At 65.9% G+C, this 18,102-nt stretch carries 15 protein-coding genes; 3 read left to right on the top strand and 12 right to left on the bottom strand.

Going from position 1 to position 18,102, the window contains the following annotated elements:
• Positions 1 to 4 precede the first annotated feature (4 nt).
• From AC0L4C_RS04640 to AC0L4C_RS04675, 8 genes are all read right to left on the bottom strand, one after another.
• Positions 5 to 2,854 (bottom strand): [protein-PII] uridylyltransferase, encoded by a 2,850-nt coding sequence (locus AC0L4C_RS04640; protein ID WP_473402396.1) that lies wholly within the window; start codon positions 2,852 to 2,854, stop codon positions 5 to 7.
• Positions 2,835 to 5,501 carry a DNA mismatch repair protein MutS gene (gene mutS, locus AC0L4C_RS04645; protein ID WP_473402397.1) on the bottom strand — a complete coding sequence of 889 codons (2,667 nt, stop codon included), beginning with the start codon at positions 5,499 to 5,501 and terminating at the stop codon, positions 2,835 to 2,837. The genes AC0L4C_RS04640 and mutS overlap by 20 nt, the downstream gene beginning before the upstream one ends.
• A gap of 99 nt (positions 5,502 to 5,600) precedes the next feature.
• Positions 5,601 to 6,044 carry a hypothetical protein gene (locus AC0L4C_RS04650; RefSeq protein WP_473402399.1) on the bottom strand — a complete coding sequence of 148 codons (444 nt, stop codon included), beginning with the start codon at positions 6,042 to 6,044 and terminating at the stop codon, positions 5,601 to 5,603.
• 82 nt (positions 6,045 to 6,126) lie between these two features.
• Positions 6,127 to 6,999, bottom strand: coding sequence for an NAD-dependent epimerase/dehydratase family protein (locus AC0L4C_RS04655; protein WP_473402400.1), 873 nt, complete (start codon positions 6,997 to 6,999; stop codon positions 6,127 to 6,129).
• The gene (locus AC0L4C_RS04660; RefSeq protein ID WP_473402401.1) at positions 6,996 to 8,612 is read right to left on the bottom strand and encodes a glycoside hydrolase family 43 protein; all 1,617 of its coding nucleotides are present in this window, start codon (positions 8,610 to 8,612) and stop codon (positions 6,996 to 6,998) included. Before AC0L4C_RS04660 ends, AC0L4C_RS04655 begins: the two co-directional genes overlap by 4 nt.
• A 176-nt stretch (positions 8,613 to 8,788) precedes the next feature.
• On the bottom strand, positions 8,789 to 10,096 hold the full coding sequence (gene xylA, locus AC0L4C_RS04665; RefSeq protein ID WP_473402403.1) for a xylose isomerase: 1,308 nt from the start codon (positions 10,094 to 10,096) through the stop codon (positions 8,789 to 8,791).
• The gene (gene xylB, locus AC0L4C_RS04670) at positions 10,093 to 11,556 is read right to left on the bottom strand and encodes a xylulokinase (RefSeq protein ID WP_473402404.1); all 1,464 of its coding nucleotides are present in this window, start codon (positions 11,554 to 11,556) and stop codon (positions 10,093 to 10,095) included. Before xylB ends, xylA begins: the two co-directional genes overlap by 4 nt.
• An 86-nt stretch (positions 11,557 to 11,642) precedes the next feature.
• Complete coding sequence (locus AC0L4C_RS04675; RefSeq protein WP_473402405.1) at positions 11,643 to 12,683, bottom strand: LacI family DNA-binding transcriptional regulator; 1,041 nt, start codon at positions 12,681 to 12,683, stop codon at positions 11,643 to 11,645.
• 183 nt (positions 12,684 to 12,866) lie between these two features.
• Between AC0L4C_RS04675 and AC0L4C_RS04680 the strand changes: the two genes are divergently transcribed.
• Positions 12,867 to 13,877, top strand: a complete 1,011-nt coding sequence (locus tag AC0L4C_RS04680; RefSeq protein ID WP_473402407.1) for an aldose epimerase family protein — start codon at positions 12,867 to 12,869, stop codon at positions 13,875 to 13,877.
• A gap of 51 nt (positions 13,878 to 13,928) precedes the next feature.
• Here the strand turns inward: AC0L4C_RS04680 and AC0L4C_RS04685 are convergent, their stop codons facing one another.
• Positions 13,929 to 14,357, bottom strand: coding sequence for an Ohr family peroxiredoxin (locus AC0L4C_RS04685; protein ID WP_473402408.1), 429 nt, complete (start codon positions 14,355 to 14,357; stop codon positions 13,929 to 13,931).
• A gap of 101 nt (positions 14,358 to 14,458) precedes the next feature.
• Here AC0L4C_RS04685 and AC0L4C_RS04690 point away from each other — a divergent pair, with 101 nt between their 5' ends.
• Positions 14,459 to 14,902, top strand: a complete 444-nt coding sequence (locus AC0L4C_RS04690) for a MarR family winged helix-turn-helix transcriptional regulator (protein WP_473402410.1) — start codon at positions 14,459 to 14,461, stop codon at positions 14,900 to 14,902.
• Here AC0L4C_RS04690 and AC0L4C_RS04695 read toward each other — a convergent pair.
• From AC0L4C_RS04695 to AC0L4C_RS04705, 3 genes are read right to left on the bottom strand one after another with little or no spacing between them, the layout of a single operon-like run.
• Positions 14,899 to 15,540 carry a DUF1294 domain-containing protein gene (locus AC0L4C_RS04695; protein ID WP_473402411.1) on the bottom strand — a complete coding sequence of 214 codons (642 nt, stop codon included), beginning with the start codon at positions 15,538 to 15,540 and terminating at the stop codon, positions 14,899 to 14,901. The two genes, AC0L4C_RS04690 and AC0L4C_RS04695, sit on opposite strands and share 4 nt — an antisense overlap.
• Positions 15,537 to 16,094, bottom strand: coding sequence for a DinB family protein (locus AC0L4C_RS04700; protein ID WP_473402413.1), 558 nt, complete (start codon positions 16,092 to 16,094; stop codon positions 15,537 to 15,539). Before AC0L4C_RS04700 ends, AC0L4C_RS04695 begins: the two co-directional genes overlap by 4 nt.
• The gene (locus tag AC0L4C_RS04705; RefSeq protein WP_473402414.1) at positions 16,091 to 16,972 is read right to left on the bottom strand and encodes a helix-turn-helix domain-containing protein; all 882 of its coding nucleotides are present in this window, start codon (positions 16,970 to 16,972) and stop codon (positions 16,091 to 16,093) included. The genes AC0L4C_RS04700 and AC0L4C_RS04705 overlap by 4 nt, the downstream gene beginning before the upstream one ends.
• A gap of 165 nt (positions 16,973 to 17,137) precedes the next feature.
• Between AC0L4C_RS04705 and AC0L4C_RS04710 the strand changes: the two genes are divergently transcribed.
• Positions 17,138 to 18,076, top strand: a complete 939-nt coding sequence (locus tag AC0L4C_RS04710) for a phytanoyl-CoA dioxygenase family protein (RefSeq protein ID WP_473403450.1) — start codon at positions 17,138 to 17,140, stop codon at positions 18,074 to 18,076.
• Positions 18,077 to 18,102: the final 26 nt, after the last annotated feature.

Genomic DNA, 18,102 nt, shown 5'->3' on the forward strand with positions numbered 1-18,102 from the left:
GGACCTAGCCATTGGCCACCTTCTTTTCCGGCTTCTCGGACTTTTCGGGTTTCTCGGCCTTTTCGGCTTTGTCGGTCTTGTCGCGCGGCGGGCTGAAGACGGCGAGCAGGCGATTGCGGATTTTGACCTGACGGGACTTGGAGTCGATCTTATGGCCGGTGAGGTCGGTGACGTAGAAGACGTCGACGGCCTTTTCGCCATAGGTGCCGATATGGGCCGAGCCGATGGTGAGGTTGAGATCGGAGATTTCACGGGTCAGCTGATGCAGCAGGCCGGTACGATCGAGGCCCGAGGCCTCGATGACGGTGAATTTCTCCGAGATGGAATTGGAGATCTGCACTTCGGCGGGCAGCGAGAAGGGCTTGAGGCGCTTGTTGAGCTTGCTCTCCTTGCCCAGGTCGATGAGGATCTGGCGCTTGCCCTGCAGCAGCTGCTTGACGGTATCGATGATGCGGGTGGCGCGGACCTTTTCATCCTCGTCGGAGGTGAAGGCGCGGCGCAGCCGGAAGGTATCGAGAGCGCGACCATCGCGGGTGCCGAAGATCTGGGCGCCGATGATGGAGGCCTCGCACATGGTGCAGGCGCCGGCGATCAGCGACAGCAGGCGCGGATGGTCCGGGGTGTAGAAGCTGACCTCGGTGATCGACTCGAAGGCCTGGATGCGGATCGACCCGGCAAAGACGTTGCCGGCCAGATCGGCATTGCGGATCATGCGGGCGTGCTCGACCTGCAGTTCAGGCTCGGCGCGCAGCCAGTAGTGATCGTAGTGGCGGCCCAGATAGGTCTTGATATCGGCCTCGGGCCAGCCCTGCAGCTGCTCGCCGAGCACCGTCTTGGCAGTTTCGATGCGGTCGCGCTGGGTGAGCTGGGTATGGCCGCCGGAGAGCAGCGGCTCGGTGGCGAAGTAGAGGGCGCGCAGCAGCGAGCCCTTCCAGCCGGTCCAGACCCCCGGGCCGACCGCCCGGATGTCGCAGGCGGTGAGGATCATGAGCAGCGCCAGGCGTTGCGGCGACTGCACGATATCGGCAAAGGACTTGGCGGTTTCGGGATCCTGGATGTCGCGGGCCTGGGCGATCTCGCTCATGAGCAGGTGATATTGCACCAGCCAGGAGACGGTATCGGTTTCGGCCGGGGAGAGGCCGAGGCGCGGACAGAACTTCCTGGCGAACCTGGCGCCGGCCTCGGAATGGTCCTCGGGGCGGCCCTTGGCGATGTCGTGGATGAAGAGGGCGACGTAGAGCAGCCGGGTATCGTTGAGGTGGGGCAGCAGCTCGTGGGTGAGCGGCAGTTCGGCCTTGAGGCCGCCATTGTCGATTTCGGCCATGACGCCGACGGCGCGGATCAGGTGCTCGTCCACCGTATAGTGGTGGTACATGTTGAACTGCATGAGCGCGACGATCTTGCCGAACTCGCGGACGAAGCGGCCGAGCACGCCGGACTCGTTCATCTGCCGGAGGATGCGTTCGACGGTCCTGGGATTGGTCAGGATCTCGAGGAACCAGGCATTGGCCAGCTTGTCGCTGCGCAGGTCGGGTCCGATCAGCCGCAGCGAGCGGGTGATTTCCTTGATGGCGTCGGGATGGAACAGCAGGTCCTTGCGACTGGCGATCAGGAAGCAGCGGATGAGGTTTTTCGGGTCCTTGTCGAAGACGCCGGGCTCAATGACGTTGAGGCGGCCGCTGTCGATGACGAAATCGGCCTCGCCCTTGATGGCGCGGCGGCCGCGACGGAACGGCGCCAGGGCACGGCCGACCATGTCGAGCGGCTTGCCGTGGTTGAACTCGAGGCTGGTGGCAAAGATACGGGTGAGGTCGCCGACATCCTTGGCGACAAGGAAGTAGCGCTTCATCAGCCGTTCGACGGCCAGCATGCCGGCGCGATCGGAAAAGCCGAGACGGGCGGCAAGATCGGGCTGCAGATCGAAGGTCAGCTTTTCGTCGGCGCGGCCGGTGAGGAAATGCAGGTTGCAGCGGATGGCCCAGAGGAAATCCTCGGCGCGCTGGAACAGGCGATGCTCCTGGGCCGAGAGGACGCCCTTGCCGACCAGCTCGGCGCCGGTCTTGACCTTGAAGAAGTACTTGCCGATCCAGAACAGGGTGTTGAGATCGCGCAGGCCGCCCTTGCCGTCCTTGACGTTTGGCTCGACCACATAGCGCGTATTGCCCATCTGCCGGTGGCGTTCCTTGCGCTCGGCCATCTTGGCGGCGATGAATTCGGGGCCGGTGCGCGGCATGATCTCGTTTTCGAAGCGATCGATCAGCTGGGCGTAGAGCTTCTTGTCGCCGGTGAGGTAGCGCGCCTCGAGCGTGGCGGTGCGCACGGTCATGTCGGCGCGCGACATGCGGATGCATTCGTCGACCGAACGAACGGCATGACCGACCTTCTGGCCAAGGTCCCAGAGCATGTAGAGGATGTATTCGGTGACCTGCTCGCCCCAGGGGGTCTGCTTGTAGGGCAGGATGAAGAGCAGATCGATATCGGAGCCGGGGGCCAGCGTGCCGCGGCCATAGCCGCCGACCGCCGCCAGGGACACCGACTCGGCGCCGGAGGGATTGTCGACCGGATAGACCTCGCGCACGGCAAAGCTGTGAATGGCGCGGATGATCTCGTCCTCGGCGTGGGAGAGATTCTGGGCGCAACGGATGCCCTTGCCGGTTTCCAGCAACTCGGCCTCGGCCGACGTCCTGGCATCGGCCAGCACCGCCTTGAACACGCCCAGAGCGGCGGCCCGGGCCTGACTGGAGCGCACCGACTGGCTGCCGATCGCCACTTTGATATCGGCAAGGATATCGGCAGCGGACTTCAGCTGGAACGCAGGTTTGCGCGGGCGGATTTCAGCTTCGACGAGCGGCATCACGGATTTTCTTTAGCTCATAGACGAGGTCGATGGCCTGTCTGGGTGTCAATTCGTCGGGGCGAACCTGATCGAGCATCTCATGAAGGGGATTAACGCTAGCCTTCGGCGGCGGCGGTGGAGCGTGGGCAAACAGCGGGAGATCGTCTAGCACGGCCCCCTTGGCGCCGGAAGAGCGCTGTTCGAGCAGGGTGAGCACCTGGCGGGCGCGGGCCAGCACCGGTTCGGGCAGCCCGGCGAGCCTGGCCACCTGGATGCCGTAGCTGCGATCGGCGGCACCGGCCGCCACTTCGTGCAGAAACACGACTTCGCCCTCCCACTCGCGCACCTTCATGGTGACGTTGGAGACCCGCGCAAGGCTCTTGGAGAGCGACGTCATCTCATGGAAATGCGTCGCGAACAGGGCCCGGCAGCCGGTCTGGTCGTGCAGCGCCTCGACGGCGGCCCAGGCAATCGAGAGGCCATCGAAGGTCGCTGTGCCGCGGCCGATCTCGTCGAGCACGACGAGCGAGGCGCGGGTGGCGCGATTGAGGATGGCGGCGGTCTCGACCATTTCGACCATGAAGGTCGAGCGGCCGCCGCCAATGTCGTCGGAAGCGCCGACACGCGAGAACACTCTATCCACCACACCAATATGGGCACGGCTGGCGGGCACGAAACTGCCCATCTGGGCAAGGATGGCGATCAGCGCGTTCTGGCGCAGAAAGGTGGACTTGCCGCCCATGTTGGGACCGGTGACGAGCCAGAGGGCGCCATCGGAGAGCTCGCAGTCATTGGCGATGAAGGGCTGGCCGCCGGCTTTCACATTGGCCTCGACCACCGGATGGCGCCCCCCCTCGATGGAGAAGGCAAGCGAGGTGTCGATCTCGGGCCGGCAGTAGTTGCGGGTGGCGGCGAGGTGGGCGAGGGCGGCAGTGACGTCGAGCCCGGCCAGCGCATCGGCAGTGGCGCGCAATGGCCCGGTTTGCGCGAGGACGGCGGCGTGCAGGCGGCCGAAGATGGCCTGTTCGATGACCAGCGCGGCGTCATGGGCGCGGGCGATGCGGCCTTCGAGTTCGGCCAGTTCGGCGGTGGTGAAGCGCATGGCGTTGGCCATGGTCTGGCGATGGATGAAGGTCTGCCGGTGCGGCTCCTCGAGCAGGCGGCCGCCATGGCCGGCGGGGACCTCGACGAAATAGCCGAGGACGCCATTGTGGCGGATCTTGAGGGCCTTGACGTCGGTCTCGGCAATCAGCCGGGCCTGCAGGGCGGCGACCACTTCGCGCGTCTCTGAGGCAAGGGCGCGCTCGGCGTCGAGCTTTTCGTCATAGCCCTTGCGGACGAAGCCGCCGTCGCGGGCGAGCAGCGGCGGTTCGTCGGAAATGGCGGCCAGCAGTTCGGCAGCCAGCGCGGCGGGCGCCTCGGCCAGCGTCGTGCGGCAGGCGGCAAGCTCGCGGTCGTCGATGCCGGCGAGGTCGGCGGCAAGGCGACGGGCCCCGTCGACGGCGCCGGCAATGGCGCGCAGGTCGCGCGGGCCGCCACGCTCCAGCGTCAACCGGGTGAGGGCGCGGGTGATGTCGGGGACGGACTTGAGGCCGGCACGGAGTTTCGTGATGCGCTGGGTATCGCCGGCGAGGGTGCCGACGGCGTCGAGGCGGGCATTGATGGCCGCGGCGTCGCAGAGCGGCGCGGCAAGGCGGCGGGCCAGCAGGCGCGAGCCAGGCGGGGTGACGCAGAGATCGATCTGGCTGCGCAGCGCGCCTTTTTCCTCGCCGCGCTGGGTGACCAGCAATTCCAGCGACAGGCGGGTGGCGGCATCGATGGCCATGTGAGCGGAGACGCGTTCGGCGGCGGGCGGGCGGAGGGCGAGGGCACCGCCCTTCTGGCTGTCGAGCACATAGCCGATGAGCGCGCCGAGGGCAGCGCGGCCGCCACGCGAGAAGGCGGTGGGATCGACGGCGTCGGCAAAATTCCGGCGGATGATGCCGGCGCCGGCCTCGCTGTCGAAATGGTCATCGGGCAGGGTGGCGATGGCGGCCTGCGGCAGCACGACGTGGGCGGCCTGCAGGGCGGCGCGGGTGGCATCGGAGAGCAGCAGTTCGGCCGGATCGATGCGGGCCAGCTCGTCGGCGATCAGTTCGGCGCCCAGATCGATGACGGCCGTATCGCCGGTGGAGATATCGGCCCAGGCAAGGGAGAAATCGGTGTCGCCGTGGCGGACCATGGCGAGGGCGGCGAGATAGTTGGAGCCGCGGGCGGGCAGCAGATCATCTTCAGTGATGGTGCCGCGGGTGACGAGGCGGACGACCTCGCGGCGCACCGGCGACTTGCCGCCACGCTTCTTGGCTTCGGCGGGATCTTCCATCTGCTCGCAGATGGCGACGCGGTGGCCCAGCCCGATGAGCTTTTTGAGATAGTCCTGGGCGGCGTGGATGGGGACACCGCACATCGGGATGTCATTGCCCTGGTGCTTGCCGCGCTTGGTCAGGACGATGCCGAGTGCCTGACTGGCAATCTCGGCGTCCTCGAAGAACATCTCGTAGAAATCGCCCATGCGGTAGAACAGCAGATAGCCCGGATTGATCGCCTTGATCTCCAGGAACTGGCTCATCATCGGCGTTACGGGCGCATCCGCCGCGGGGCTCGTCTGGTCTGGCGCGTGGTCCAAGAAATCTATGCTGCCAAGATGCGGAAGCCGCAGACCTTAGGGGCTGCGGCGCAAAATACAACAGCGGCACCCGAGTTTGCCCCGCCTTAGCTTCCGGCGTCAGGCGGAGGCGTCGGGATCAGCCTTGGCGCGACGGGCCTTGAGGGCGGTCCAGGTGAAGAGCAGGGCGACAGCGAGGGTGATCAGGCCGCCAATGCCGAAGACGGCGCGGCAGAGGGTGGGATCGGCGGCGCTGTCGAGGCCGGCGCCGGCAAGCGCAATGCCGACCGAGCAGCCCCCCGAATCGCCATCGAACAGCATCCAGAGGCCGGGGACGGCGAGGAGATAGACCACGGCCAGGCTGGCGATGCGGCTGAGCAGAGGAACGCCGAGGGCCTGGGCGATGACGCTGATCCCGGCAAAAAAGAAAGCGCCGGCAGCGGCCTCGACGACAAAGACCGGGGCGTTGGCGCCATCGGGCGCCAGATGCACCATCAGATAGATGCCCAGACCCATGGCGGCGAACAGGGCGCCGAACAGCACACCGGGGTTTTTCGGGTTCATCGGCCGTCTCCCTTTGCGAGACAGCCTAGCGCCAGGAGGTTGACGACGGCCTACCGGGCCGCCGGCATTTGTCGCCAGGGCGCTACTGGCCGAGGACGCGCCGCCAGGTCCATTGCGGATCGTAGCCGATCAGGCTGCGGGCCTTGTCGATGGAGATCAGCGTATCGTGGTCGCCGGTGCCGGGCTTGATCACGCAGCCGGGGAAGGCCGCGGCCACGAGTTCGGTATTGGTCTGGCGCATGACGGTGTCGGGGGCGGCGATGGTGGCCACATCGGCGCCGTCGAACTCGACCTCGAGACCCTTGACGCAGGCCTGGGCGACGTCGCGGCTATCGACATAGCCCCAGAGGTTGAAGCGGCGCGACAGCGGATCGTCCCAGAAGGCCGGGATCTTTTCGTAGCCGGTGACGTGGCCGGGGGTGTCGTAGAAGATGTTGGAAAAGCGCAGGCCGATGAAGCTGGTGCCATAGCGGCGGTGCATGTGGCGGGCGAGGTCCTCGGTGACGGCCTTGGAGATGCCGTAGGAGGAGGTGGGGATCGGGGCATCGTCATCGCTGGTGGGCAGGACGTGCGGCGGCACCTGATCGAAGGGGAAGCCGAGCACGGTTTCGGACGAGGCCCAGACGACGCGCCGCATGCCGAGGAAGCACGCGGCCTGAAAGACGTTGTAGGCGATCAGGGTGTTGACGTGAAAGCGCGCGGCGCCGCTCAGGTGATCCCAGTCGGGTTCGCCGTTGGCAGCGAGCTGGACGACCGCATCATGGCCGTGCAGGGCGGCGAAGGTGGCGCCGTAATCGGTGAGATCGACCTTGATGAAGCCGCGCGACTCGATGCCGCCGGGCACGGCGCGATCGAGGTTGGTGACCTCGTGGCCGGCCGCTTCCAGCGCCGCGATGACGACGGGACCGACGCCGCGGTCCCAGGACCCGGTGCCTCCGGTGACGGCGACTTTCATGATGCAACCTCGTAGCGGTCGGTGGCGTCGTGCACCGGACGATAGGTGAAATAGTCGAAATCGGCCGGCAGGGCGGTGCCGTTCAGATCGGAGGCGGCGACGCCGACAAAGGCGCCGGTGAAGCTGCCATGGGCCTGGTGGCCGCCGCACTCGTCCGAGAGGATCGAGGCATCGAGCACCGGACCGATGGGCTGCAGCTCCTCGCCCTCGAGGGCATAGAAAAACTGCAGTTTTGCACCGCGGATGGTGAGGGCGAGCCGGACCTTGCCGGTATTGGGGATCTGCACGGGCTCGGCCGGGTAGCGCAGATTGCCATCGGGCCAGGAGATCTCCGAACTCATCAGCAGCAGTTCGCGCTGCCCGTCGGAATGGGCGGTGACGGTGAGATAGAAGAAGTTGTAACGCGAGTAATAGGCGGTGAGCCCGGCGAACTGGCGCTCGTCGGCAGGGGAGAAATCGATGACGGTTTCGGCGTCATAGGAGAAGTGGGTCTGGCGGCGGGCAACCAGCGCCTGCTCGAACCACGAACCGATGGACTCGCGGCCGAAGAGCCGGAGCTTGCCGCTGTCGGTGGAGAAGATGCGCTCGAGCTCGGGGGTGCGCAGCCACTGGAAGTCGATGGGCAGGCCCTTGTCGAAGCTGTAGCGCTTTTCGGTCCAGTAGGAATTGTCGTCACGGCTGCCGGGGACCTCGACATGCAGCGAGGGGACCGGGCCGTTCTTGACATAGAGCCAGTCGTCGTCGCCCCAGAAGACCTCCTGAATGGCGGTTTCGCGGCCGAGAACGCAGCGGCGCTCCTGGGTGGTGGGGCGACCGGTGAGGTGGACCAGATAGGTCTTGCCCTCGGGCGTCTCGACCAGATCGCCATGGCCGGCGCGCTGCAGGGCGGCAAAGGGCGCGTCCTTGGAGGTCAGGATGTGCTGCTGCGGATGGGTTTCGTACTGGCCGTCGATGGTGCGCGACCGGGCGAAGGTGCAGGCATGGTCATAAGCGGTGCCGCCCTCGGCGGTCAGCAGGTAGTACCAGCCATTACGCTTGTAGAGGTGCGGACCCTCGACGAGCTTCAGATCCGTACCCTGGTAGATATTGGTGCGAGGACCGACGAGCTTACCCTGCTTGGGATCGAATTCCTGGAGCGCAATGCCGGCGAACAGCAGGGGCCGACGGCGGTGGTCCCACATCATATTGACGAACCACTTCTTGCCGTCGTCGTCGTGGAACAGCGAGGGGTCGAAGCCCGAGGAGTTGATGTAGATGGGGTCGGACCACGGGCCCTCGATGGTGTCGGACCAGACGATGTAGTTGTGCGCGTCCTTGAACGAGCCGTCCTTGCGCTTGACGTCGGTATAGACCAGCCAGAACCTCTCGCCGTCATGGCTGAGGCAGGGCGCCCAGATGCCACAGCTGTCGGGGTCGCCGCGCATGTCGAGCTGCGCCTTGCGGTTGAGCGGCCGGGTGATGAGGTCCCAGTTGGCCAGATCCCTGGAGTGATGAATCTGCACGCCGGGGAACCACTCGAAGGTGGAGGTGGCGATGTAATAGTCATCGCCGACGCGGAGGATCGAGGGGTCCGGATTGAAGCCGGGAAGAATGGGATTGGTGATCTGGGGCATGACCAAGTCTTTCAGTCGGGCGCCCTTCTCCCCCTGCGGGAGAAGGTGGATCGGCCAAAGGCCGAGACGGATGAGGGGTATCTCTCAACGATCACGGATGGGGCGGCAGACCCCTCATCCGCCCTCCGGGCACCTTCTCCCGCAAGGGGAGAAGGGCACCGCGGATGGACCGGTGATCAGACGAAGCGGTTGACGAGGTTTTCGAGATATTCCTGCTGGCCGGATCTGGGCTGCGGGTTGATGTTGTCCCGTTCGACGCGCGCGGCGATGTCGGCGAGGCTTTCGGAAGTCAGCATCTTTTTGGCAGACTCGGTGTTCCAGCCGGCATAGCGGGCATCGACCGCCTTGTCATAGGTGCCGTCGGCGATCATGGCCGCGGCGCCCTTGAGGCCGCGGGCCAGCACATCGAGGCCGCCAATATGGCCGTGCAGCAAGTCGGCCGGGTCGAGCGACTGGCGACGCACCTTGGCGTCGAAGTTGAAGCCGCCATTGCCCAGACCGCCATTCTTGAGGATCTCGTAGAAGGCCAGGGTCATTTCGCCCGGGTTGTTGGGGAACTGGTCGGTATCCCAGCCGGACTGCAGATCGTTGCGGTTGGCATCGACGCTGCCGAGGATGCCGAGCGAGCGAGCGAGGTGCAGCTCGTGCTCGAAGGAGTGGCCGGCGAGGAAGGCATGGCCGACCTCGATATTGACCTTCACCTCCTTTTCGAGACCGTAGGCCTTGAGGAAACCGTAGACCGTGGCCACGTCGTAGTCGTACTGGTGCTTGGACGGCTCCTGCGGCTTGGGTTCGATCAGGATGGTGCCCTTGAAGCCGATTTTCTTGGCGTGCTCGACGACCAGGTTGAGGAAGCGGCCCATGTGGTCGAGCTCGTCCTTCATGCGGGTGTTGAGCAGCGTCTCGTAGCCTTCGCGACCGCCCCAGAGGACATAGTTGGCGCCGCCCAGCTCATGGGTGATCTCGAGCATGGTCTTCACCTGGCCGGCGGCATAGGCGAACACATCGGGATCGGGATTGGTCGAGGCGCCCGCCATGTAGCGGCGGTTGGAGAACATGTTGGCCGTGCCCCAGAGCAGCTTGGTACGCGAGCTCTGCATCTTCTTGGCGAAGATGTCGGTGATGGTGCGCAGGTTCCTGTTGCTCTCTGCGAGGCTGTCGCCCTCTGGCGCCACATCGGCATCGTGGAAGCAGAAGAAGGGCGCATCGAGCAGATCGAAGAACTCGAAGGCGACATCGGCCTTGAGCTTGGCGCCTTCCATCGGGCTGCCGGCATACCAGGGACGATCGAAGGACCGGCCGCCGAAGGGGTCGCCGCCTTCCCAGGCAAAGGTGTGCCAGTAGGCGACGGCCGGACGGATGTGATCCTCCATGCGCTTGCCGGCGACGATCTCGTCCTTGTTGTAGTGGCGATAGGCCAGCGGGTTGCTGCTCTCGGGCCCCTCATATTTGACCTGCGAGAGTCCTTTAAAGAAATCAGTCACTGACGTGCCTCCTCGATGGCGGGGTAGAGCGCGCGATAGCGCGCGTATTGATCGTTGTAGGCGGAGCGGAGCGATGCATCCGGTCCGATGACTTTGGCGATGCCGGGCATGGTCATGACGTCGCGCGGGTCGGCGCCCTCGGCAGCGCAGAGGCCAAGGCGGGCCGCGCCGAGGGCACCGCCGAAATCACCGTCCTCGGGAAGGGAGATTTCGGCGTCGAGATTGGCGGCGATCATTTTCAGCCAGGTTTCCGAGCGCGAGCCGCCGCCGACGGCGAGCAGCCGGCTGATGCTGGTGCCGGCATCGGTGAGGACGCGCTGACAGTCGCGGACGGCAAAGGCGACACCCTCCATCACCGCCTGGGCAAGCCGGGCGGGATCGGAGAGGTGGGACAGGCCGACAAAGCTGCCGCGGGCGCCGGCATTGTTGTGCGGCGTGCGCTCGCCCGAGAGGTAGGGCAGGAAGATTTCCTCGCCGGGGCCGGAGAAACCGTCTGCCACCTGTGCGGAAAGCTTTGCGGCGTCCTGTCCGGTGACCCTTGCCAGCCAGTTGAGGCTGTCGGTGGCCGAGAGGATGACGCCCATCTGGTGCCAGGTGTCGGGAATGGCGTGGCAGAAGGCGTGCACGGCGCCTTCGGTGTTGGGGCGGAAGCGGTCGTTGGAGACGAACAGCACACCCGAAGTGCCGAGCGAGACGAAGCCTTCGCCGGGGCGGATGGCGCCGATACCGCAGCCGGAGGCGGCGTTATCGCCGGCGCCGCCGGCCACGACCACCGGGCCGGTCATGCCCCAGCGAGCCGCCAGATCGGGCTTCAGGTTGCCCGAAGGGGCCGAGCCTTCGACGAGGCGCGGCATGTGCGAGCGGTTGAGACCGGTGACGGCCAGCAGTTCATCGGACCAGTCGCGCTTGCCGACATCGAGCCAGAGCGTGCCGGCGGCGTCGGACATGTCCTCGACGTGCTCGCCGGTGAGCAGCAGGCGGACATAGGCCTTGGGCAGCAGGACCTTGGCGATCCTGGCAAAGATGTCGGGCTCGTGCTTGCGCACCCAGGCGATCTTGGGAGCGGTAAAGCCCGGCATGGCGATGTTGCCGGCGAGTTGCCGCAGGGTGGGCAGGGCCGCTTCCATCTCCCTGCATTCGAGGGCGGAACGGCCATCGTTCCAGAGGATGCAGGGGCGCAGCACCTCGTCATTGGCGCCCAGCAGGGTGGCGCCGTGCATATGACCGGAAAGGCCGATGCCGCGCGCGGCGGCAACAGCCTCGGGATGCTGTTTGGACAGCTTGTCGACGGCCTCGAGCGTGGCGGCCCACCAATCGGCCGGCTGCTGCTCGGACCAGCCGGGGTGCGGACGGACCGGTTCGACGGATCTGGCCGAGGCCTCGCCCAGCGGTTTGCCGGCGCGATCGATGAGGAATGCCTTGACGCCGGAGGTGCCGACGTCGATGCCGAGATAGCTCATGAGGCACGTACCTCAAAGCCGGGTGTCGTCGCTTGCAAGTCTGGCCTCCCTGCCGGCTTGTGCCGGTCGATGATGCTGTAATTCCCTCAGCGCAGATTGTCGCGCAGAAAGATGCCGATTTCAATGGGCTCGGCATGGGCGTCGGCGGGCTGCCCGAGCGCCAGGGCGCGGGCACCGGCGACAGCGGCCCGAATCTCGCCATCCGGGTTCTGGTCGAGCACGACATCGATGGCGCCGCTGCGCAGGCCGGCATGGGTCGGCTCGGAGAGCTCATGGGCAATCACGCGCACGTCGCCGGTGCGGCCGGCGGCCTCAAGCGCGGCAATCAGGCCGGCATTGCCGGCGCCCAGATTGTAGATGCCGCGCAGATCGGGGTGATCGCGCAGCAGACCGGTGGCGAAGCTCTCGGTTTCGCCGCGATCGTCATGGGCTTCGAACGGACCGATCAGCGACAGGGCCGGAAACTCGCGGGCCAGAACCTCGCGAAAGCCCGCGAGCCGATCCTGATGGTCGCGCAGGCCGAGCGAGCCGGCGATGAGCGCCACCTTGCCGGTGTGGCAGAAGCGGCCCATCAGCGACGCAGCGGTGCGGCCGGCGGCGACATTGTCGATGCCGATGAACATCTTGCGGGCCGAGTTGGGCAGATCGGACACCAGCGTCATGACCGAGATACCCTTGCGGGCCAGCGCGTCGACCGCCTTGCGCACTTCCGCGTCGTCGGTAGCGACGATCACCGCGCAATCGCAGGATTTCGGATCGAGCTGGGCGAGACGGGCGGCAAGGGCGCCGGGATCCATGGCGCGGACCCGCGCCACTTCGAGATGCAGGCGCTCGGCGGCGCCGCTGCGGCCGCGACGCAAGACGGCATCGGCGAGGTTGGCCATGAACTCGTTGCGGCCATCGGGCAGCACGAACTGGATGCGCAGATCGCGGGCCCGGGCCAGCAGCGAGGCCGAAAGATCGCGGCGGAAATCGAGAGCGGCAATGGCCTCCTCGACCTTTTCGGCGGTGGCGGGCCGTACGCCGGGGCGGCCGTTGAGGACGCGATCGACCGTGGCCAGCGAAACGCCGGCCTGCCGGGCCACGTCATGCACGGTGGCGCGCCGCGCCAGACCTCTCTCGTTCAAATGCGAACCCCCGAACTGCTCGGTGCAGAGTTGAAGGCTCGTTCGCCCTACGTCAACGTTTTTCCCTTTGCCGCCCCGTCAGGCAGGGTGAGGTGGACGGTGAAGCGGGTGGAAGGGCTTGGCGGGGTGCCGCGGCCGGGCTATCACCCGGGCGCAGACGCCGGAGGAGGCGAGGGGGACACAATGGGTATCGTGAAGACGGCTTTCGGCACGCTCGACGGCAGGACCGTCAGCCAGTATGCGCTGACATCGGACACCGGGGTGGAGGTCGACCTGATCGAGTACGGCGCGGTGGTGCGCGACTGGCGGGTGCCGGTCAAAGGCGGCAAACGCTCGGTGGTGCTCGGCTTTGACAATTTTCCCGCCTATCCGGAGCACTCGCCCTATTTCGGTGCGATTGCCGGCAGGGTGGCCAACCGCATTGCCGGCGGCCGGTTCGAGATGGATGGCAGGAGCTACGAGCTGCCGGTCAACGAAAACGGCCACATGCTGCATGGCGGTGCCGAAGGACTGGGGCGGGTGCTGTGGACGGCAACGATGGACGAGGCCGCCAATGCGGTGACGTTCACGCATCGCAGTGCCGACGGCCATATGGGCTTTCCGGGCAATGTCACGTTCAAGGCGGTCTACGCGCTCAAGGGCAACCGGCTGCGGCTGGAGCTGTCGGCGACGACCGACCGGAAGACGCCGATCAGCGTGGTGCAGCACCAGTATTTCAACCTGGGCGAAGGCCCCGACGTGCTCGACCACCGCTTCCAGATCAAGGCCAGCGCCTATACCGCGACGGACAAGGACCTGATCCCGACCGGCGCCATCCTGCCGGTGGACGGCACGCAATATGACCTGCGGACGCCGCGGACACTGCGCGACGGAACAGGCCAGCCGGTCAGGTACGACACCAATCTGGTGCTGGAGCGGACCCGCGACCTCAAGGACCCGGTGGCCATCGTTACTTCGCCGGAGGGCGACCTGACCCTGAGGCTCTGGACCGATCGCGAAGGCGTGCAGTTCTACAACGCCGTCTATACCGACGTCGCGGTGCCGGGACTTAACGGCGGGCATTACGGCGCGCATTCGGGCTTCTGCCTGGAAGACCAGGACTTTCCCGACGCGGTGCATCACGCCCATTTCCCCTCGATCTGGTGCACGCCGGAACGGCCCTACGCGCACTGGTGCGAGATCGAGATCGGCTGAAAGCAAGCCGCCGGCCTGCAGGGCAGACCGGCGGCTGCGAGGCGAGACTGATCAGGCGGCCTTGAGATCGACCTCGTGGGCTTTGCGGATGAGGTCGGAATAGGGGCAGATATCGTGCGCCGCCTTCATGGTGGCGTCGATATCGTCCTTGCTCCAGCCCGGCACCTTGGCCTCCAGGGCGGCGACAATGGTGAAGCCGACGCCGTCCTCGCGATCGGCAAAGCTGACGGCAGCGGTGACGGTGGCATCTTCCGGCAGGGCCTTGCCGGCCTTTTTCGCTGCGCCCTTCATGGCGCCGAGGAAGCAGGCGGAATAGCCCATGGCGAAGAGCTGCTCGGGATTGGTGCCCGGACCGTCATCACCGCCCATGGCCTTGGGGGTGGAGAGCTTGACGGCGACCTTGCCATCATCGGTGGCAACGTTGCCGGTGCCGCGGCCGCCGTGCTCGGCGGTGGCGTGGGCGGTGTACTTGATCTGCATTTTCAGCTCCTCTGGGGTGGCGATGGCAGTACATAGCGCCGATTTTGTTTGTGTGCAATTCAATTGTGCGCTATCGAATTATGACGGAAGGATGAAACCCGATGAGCGAGAACGTCAAGGATCTGAGACTGGGGCAGCAGCTCTGCTTTGCGGTGTATTCGGCGGCGCATGCGTTCAACCGGTTCTACAAGCCGCTGCTGGCCGAGCTCGGGGTGACCTATCCGCAATATCTCGTCCTTCTGGTGCTGTGGGAACGCGACAGGTTGAGCGTTTCGGAGATCGGCGCGCAGTTGCTGCTCGACTCGGGGACGTTGACGCCCATGCTCAAGCGCATGGAGGCGATGGGGCTTGTGGTGCGCCAGCGTGACACGACCGACGAACGGCTGGTGCGCGTGGCGCTGACCGACACGGCAAGAGCAATGAAACGGACCGCCGAAGGGTTCCCGCTGCAGATCCTTGAGGCCAGCGATTGCACTGCCGGGGAGTTCGACATGCTGCGCCGCACGCTGTCCGGACTGCGCGACAGCCTCGATACGGCTGCCTAGCCGAAGGCCGGCAGGTCCCACAGGTCGAGGATCAGCGTGGCGAGAAGGGCGAAATGTAGCACGGTGATCAGGACCGTCTGCAGGGCGAAGCCGGGCTTGGAGATCTTGTGGCGGAGCAGCGCCTGGGAGGTCAGGCCGCCGACAATGCCGCCGATCAGATCGAAAAAGTGCAGGGTGTTTTCGCTGACACGCCAGACGTCGGCTTCGGCGGCGGATTTATCCCGCCAGTAGAAGACACCAGAGATGATGCCCATCACCAGATAGAACGAGATCAGGACCGCCGGGGCGCGTCCGGCCGAGACGGCGACGACAGCCAGCGCCAGGAGAACGGCGGCAAGGATCAGCCGCGTCGCCTGCTTGCCACCGAAGCGGGGCGGCCGCGGCGGCGGCAGACCGCGACGTTCGGCGTCGCGCTGGCGCGGGTTGGCGCCGGCAATGACGACCTCGCGGGCCGCCACGCGACCATCCTGGCCTTCGCCGAGCACGAAGGTGAGTCGATCACCGACGCGGGGCCGGGTGGCGATTTCGGCGATGGCCTTGATGTGGACGAAGATGCGCTCACGGGTGCCGTGCAACTCGATGAAGCCGAAGCCGCGATCGTCGTTCCAGCTGGCCAGAACCCCCTCGAGCCGCCTCACCGCATCAACTCCGTCTCGCTCCAGCCAAGGGCGGCGAGATCGGGCGCGCGGGCGGCCACATCGGCCGGACCACCGGTGATGAACTCATCGAGTTGCGGCGGCGGCACCGAAGTGCCGGAGAGCATGGCGTGGACCTGGCCGCGATGATGGGTCTGGTGCATGAACAGGTGGAGCAGCAGATCGTCGGTGCGCTCGACCTGGATGCGGCCGGTGCGATGCACGCTGGTGGTCTGGCTCAAGCGCCAGTCGTTAAGGCCGGTACAGAACGCCAGCAACCGCTCATCGACCTCGGCCTGGCCCGCCGCCAAGGGTGCTATGGCGTCATAGGGTTCCTCAATGGCCCATGCCTTGGGGCCGAGGCTGCCGCCCTCGAGCGCGTCGACATAGAACCAGTCGATGGTGATGATGTGGTTGAGGGTGGCCTTGATCGAGGGGAAGAAGCCGCTGCGCGCGGCCTCGAACTCGCCCGGGGCGAGGCGCTTGCAGGCTTCGTGCAGGCGGAAATTGGCGAGGCGGTTGTTCTGCGCCAGCTTGCGGTAGGTCCTGACGGTCATGGTCTGGTCTCGCTGCGACGGCCGGGCGCTTCGAACCGGGTTCGGTAGTCGCGCGGCGTCATCCCCTTTAGCGCCTTGAACTGGCGGTTGAAATTGGCCAGCGAGTCGTAGCCGACATCGCTGGCGATATGGGCGATCGGGCGGCTGGTGGCCGACAGCAGGGCACAGGCCTCGCCGACTCGCAGACGCATCACATACCCGGAGACCGTTTGCTGGGCGTGACGTTTGAACAGCCGGTGCAGGCCGGATGGCGACAGCGCAGCGATTTCGGCGAGAGCGGGGATGGAGATGCCCTCGGCATAATGGAGGTGGATGTGATCGAGAACACGATCGATGCGGGTCCGGCTGCCGCCTGAGGTTTCGGCAAGGCGCGGGCTGGCAAGCGGCGTGGCCGGGTCATGCGCCAGCAGGCGGAGGACGTCGAGCAGGCCGCTCAGCCGATCCGCGGCGGGGCGGGAGAAGACCGCCTCGATGAGGGGTCGCGCTATGACGGCGGCAGCCGGCGAGAACTGCAGGCCGCCGCGGGCGCGGGCGAGCAGATCGCCGACAGGACGAAGTTCGCTGAGGTGATCGACGAGCGGCGCCGCCCAATCGGGGTGGAACCACATGACCAGGGCGCGGTGCGGCGAGCCGGGATCGGGCCGCTCGCGGCTGACCCAGGTGTGGGGCAGGTTGGGCCCCACGAGCACCAGGTCGCCATCGTCATAGCTGCCGATGGCATCACCGATGAAGCGCTGGCCGCGCGAATTGAGCGTCAAGGTGAGTTCGTATTCCGGATGATGGTGCCACTGGAAGGGGATGCCGTCATCGAGACGTCGGTCGAGCCAGGCCCAGGAGGCGCCATCGGCCGGGCGGACTTTCTCGAGAAGCGGCCTCATTGTGTCCTCCGCCACGTACCAATTGCCACAATAGTATCAGAATTGGCCATTCGGCGGCAACATGACGACGAGCGCGGGGCTAGGCTGGGTGCATCGAAGACGACTCCCGAGGGGAGACTGCAATGGAGGATTTCTATGTCGATGGCACAAGGTATGGCGCAGGGCATGGCGCCCGGGATCAAGCGGGACTCGCACCAGACGACAAAGCGCGTCTCGACGCAGCTCAAGGACATCAAGAAGACGCTGCCGCTGCGGGTGCTGAGCGAGGCGGACTTCGAACAATGGCAGTCGAAGGGCTATGTGATTGTTCGAAATGCGGTGCCGCAGGAAAATGTCGAGCGGCTGAAGGCTTTGCTCTGGGAATTTGAGGAGAAGGATCCCGAGGACGCCTCGACCTGGTACACGCCGCAGCGGCGCGACCACATCATGAAGGAGCTGAACGGCACCGGCATGGTGGAGATCTACAACCATCAGTATCTCTGGGATAACCGGCAGGAGCAGCGGGTCTACGACGCGTTTGTCGATATCTGGGACATCGAGGACCTCTGGGTGTCGATCGATCGCGCCAATCTCAACCCGCCCAAGCAGGTCAAGGGCGCCAACCAGAACGGCTTCATTCACTGGGACAGCGATACCTCGCTGCGGCCGCTGCCGATCGGCGTGCAGGGCGTGCTCAGCCTCGTCAAGCAGGATGGCGATATCGGCGGCTTCCAGTGCATTCCGGAGCTGTTCTACGATTTCGACACCTGGGTGAAGACGCAGCCGGAGGACCGCGATCCGATGCATCCGGACTGGAGCGGCTATACCATCACCAATATCGAGATGGAGCCGGGCGACCTGATGATCTTCAACACGCTGCTGGCGCACGGCGTGCGGCCCAACCATTCGGACGGGCGGGTGCGGATGGCGCAGTATATCTCGATGTTCCCGGCCAATCCCGAAGACGAGGCGGACAGGAACGAGCGCATCCGGCTATGGCGCGAACTGGACCACCCCAAGCGCGACGCCTTCCCCGGCGATCCGCGCGACTGGGAGAAACAGCACGCCAGCACGGCCAGACTGTCGCCACTGGGCGAAAAGCTGCTGGGGCTGAAAAGCTGGTAGCCTTTGTCTCTTTCCGACGACCCCCG

Source organism: Devosia sp. J20-27 (assembly GCF_055808595.1).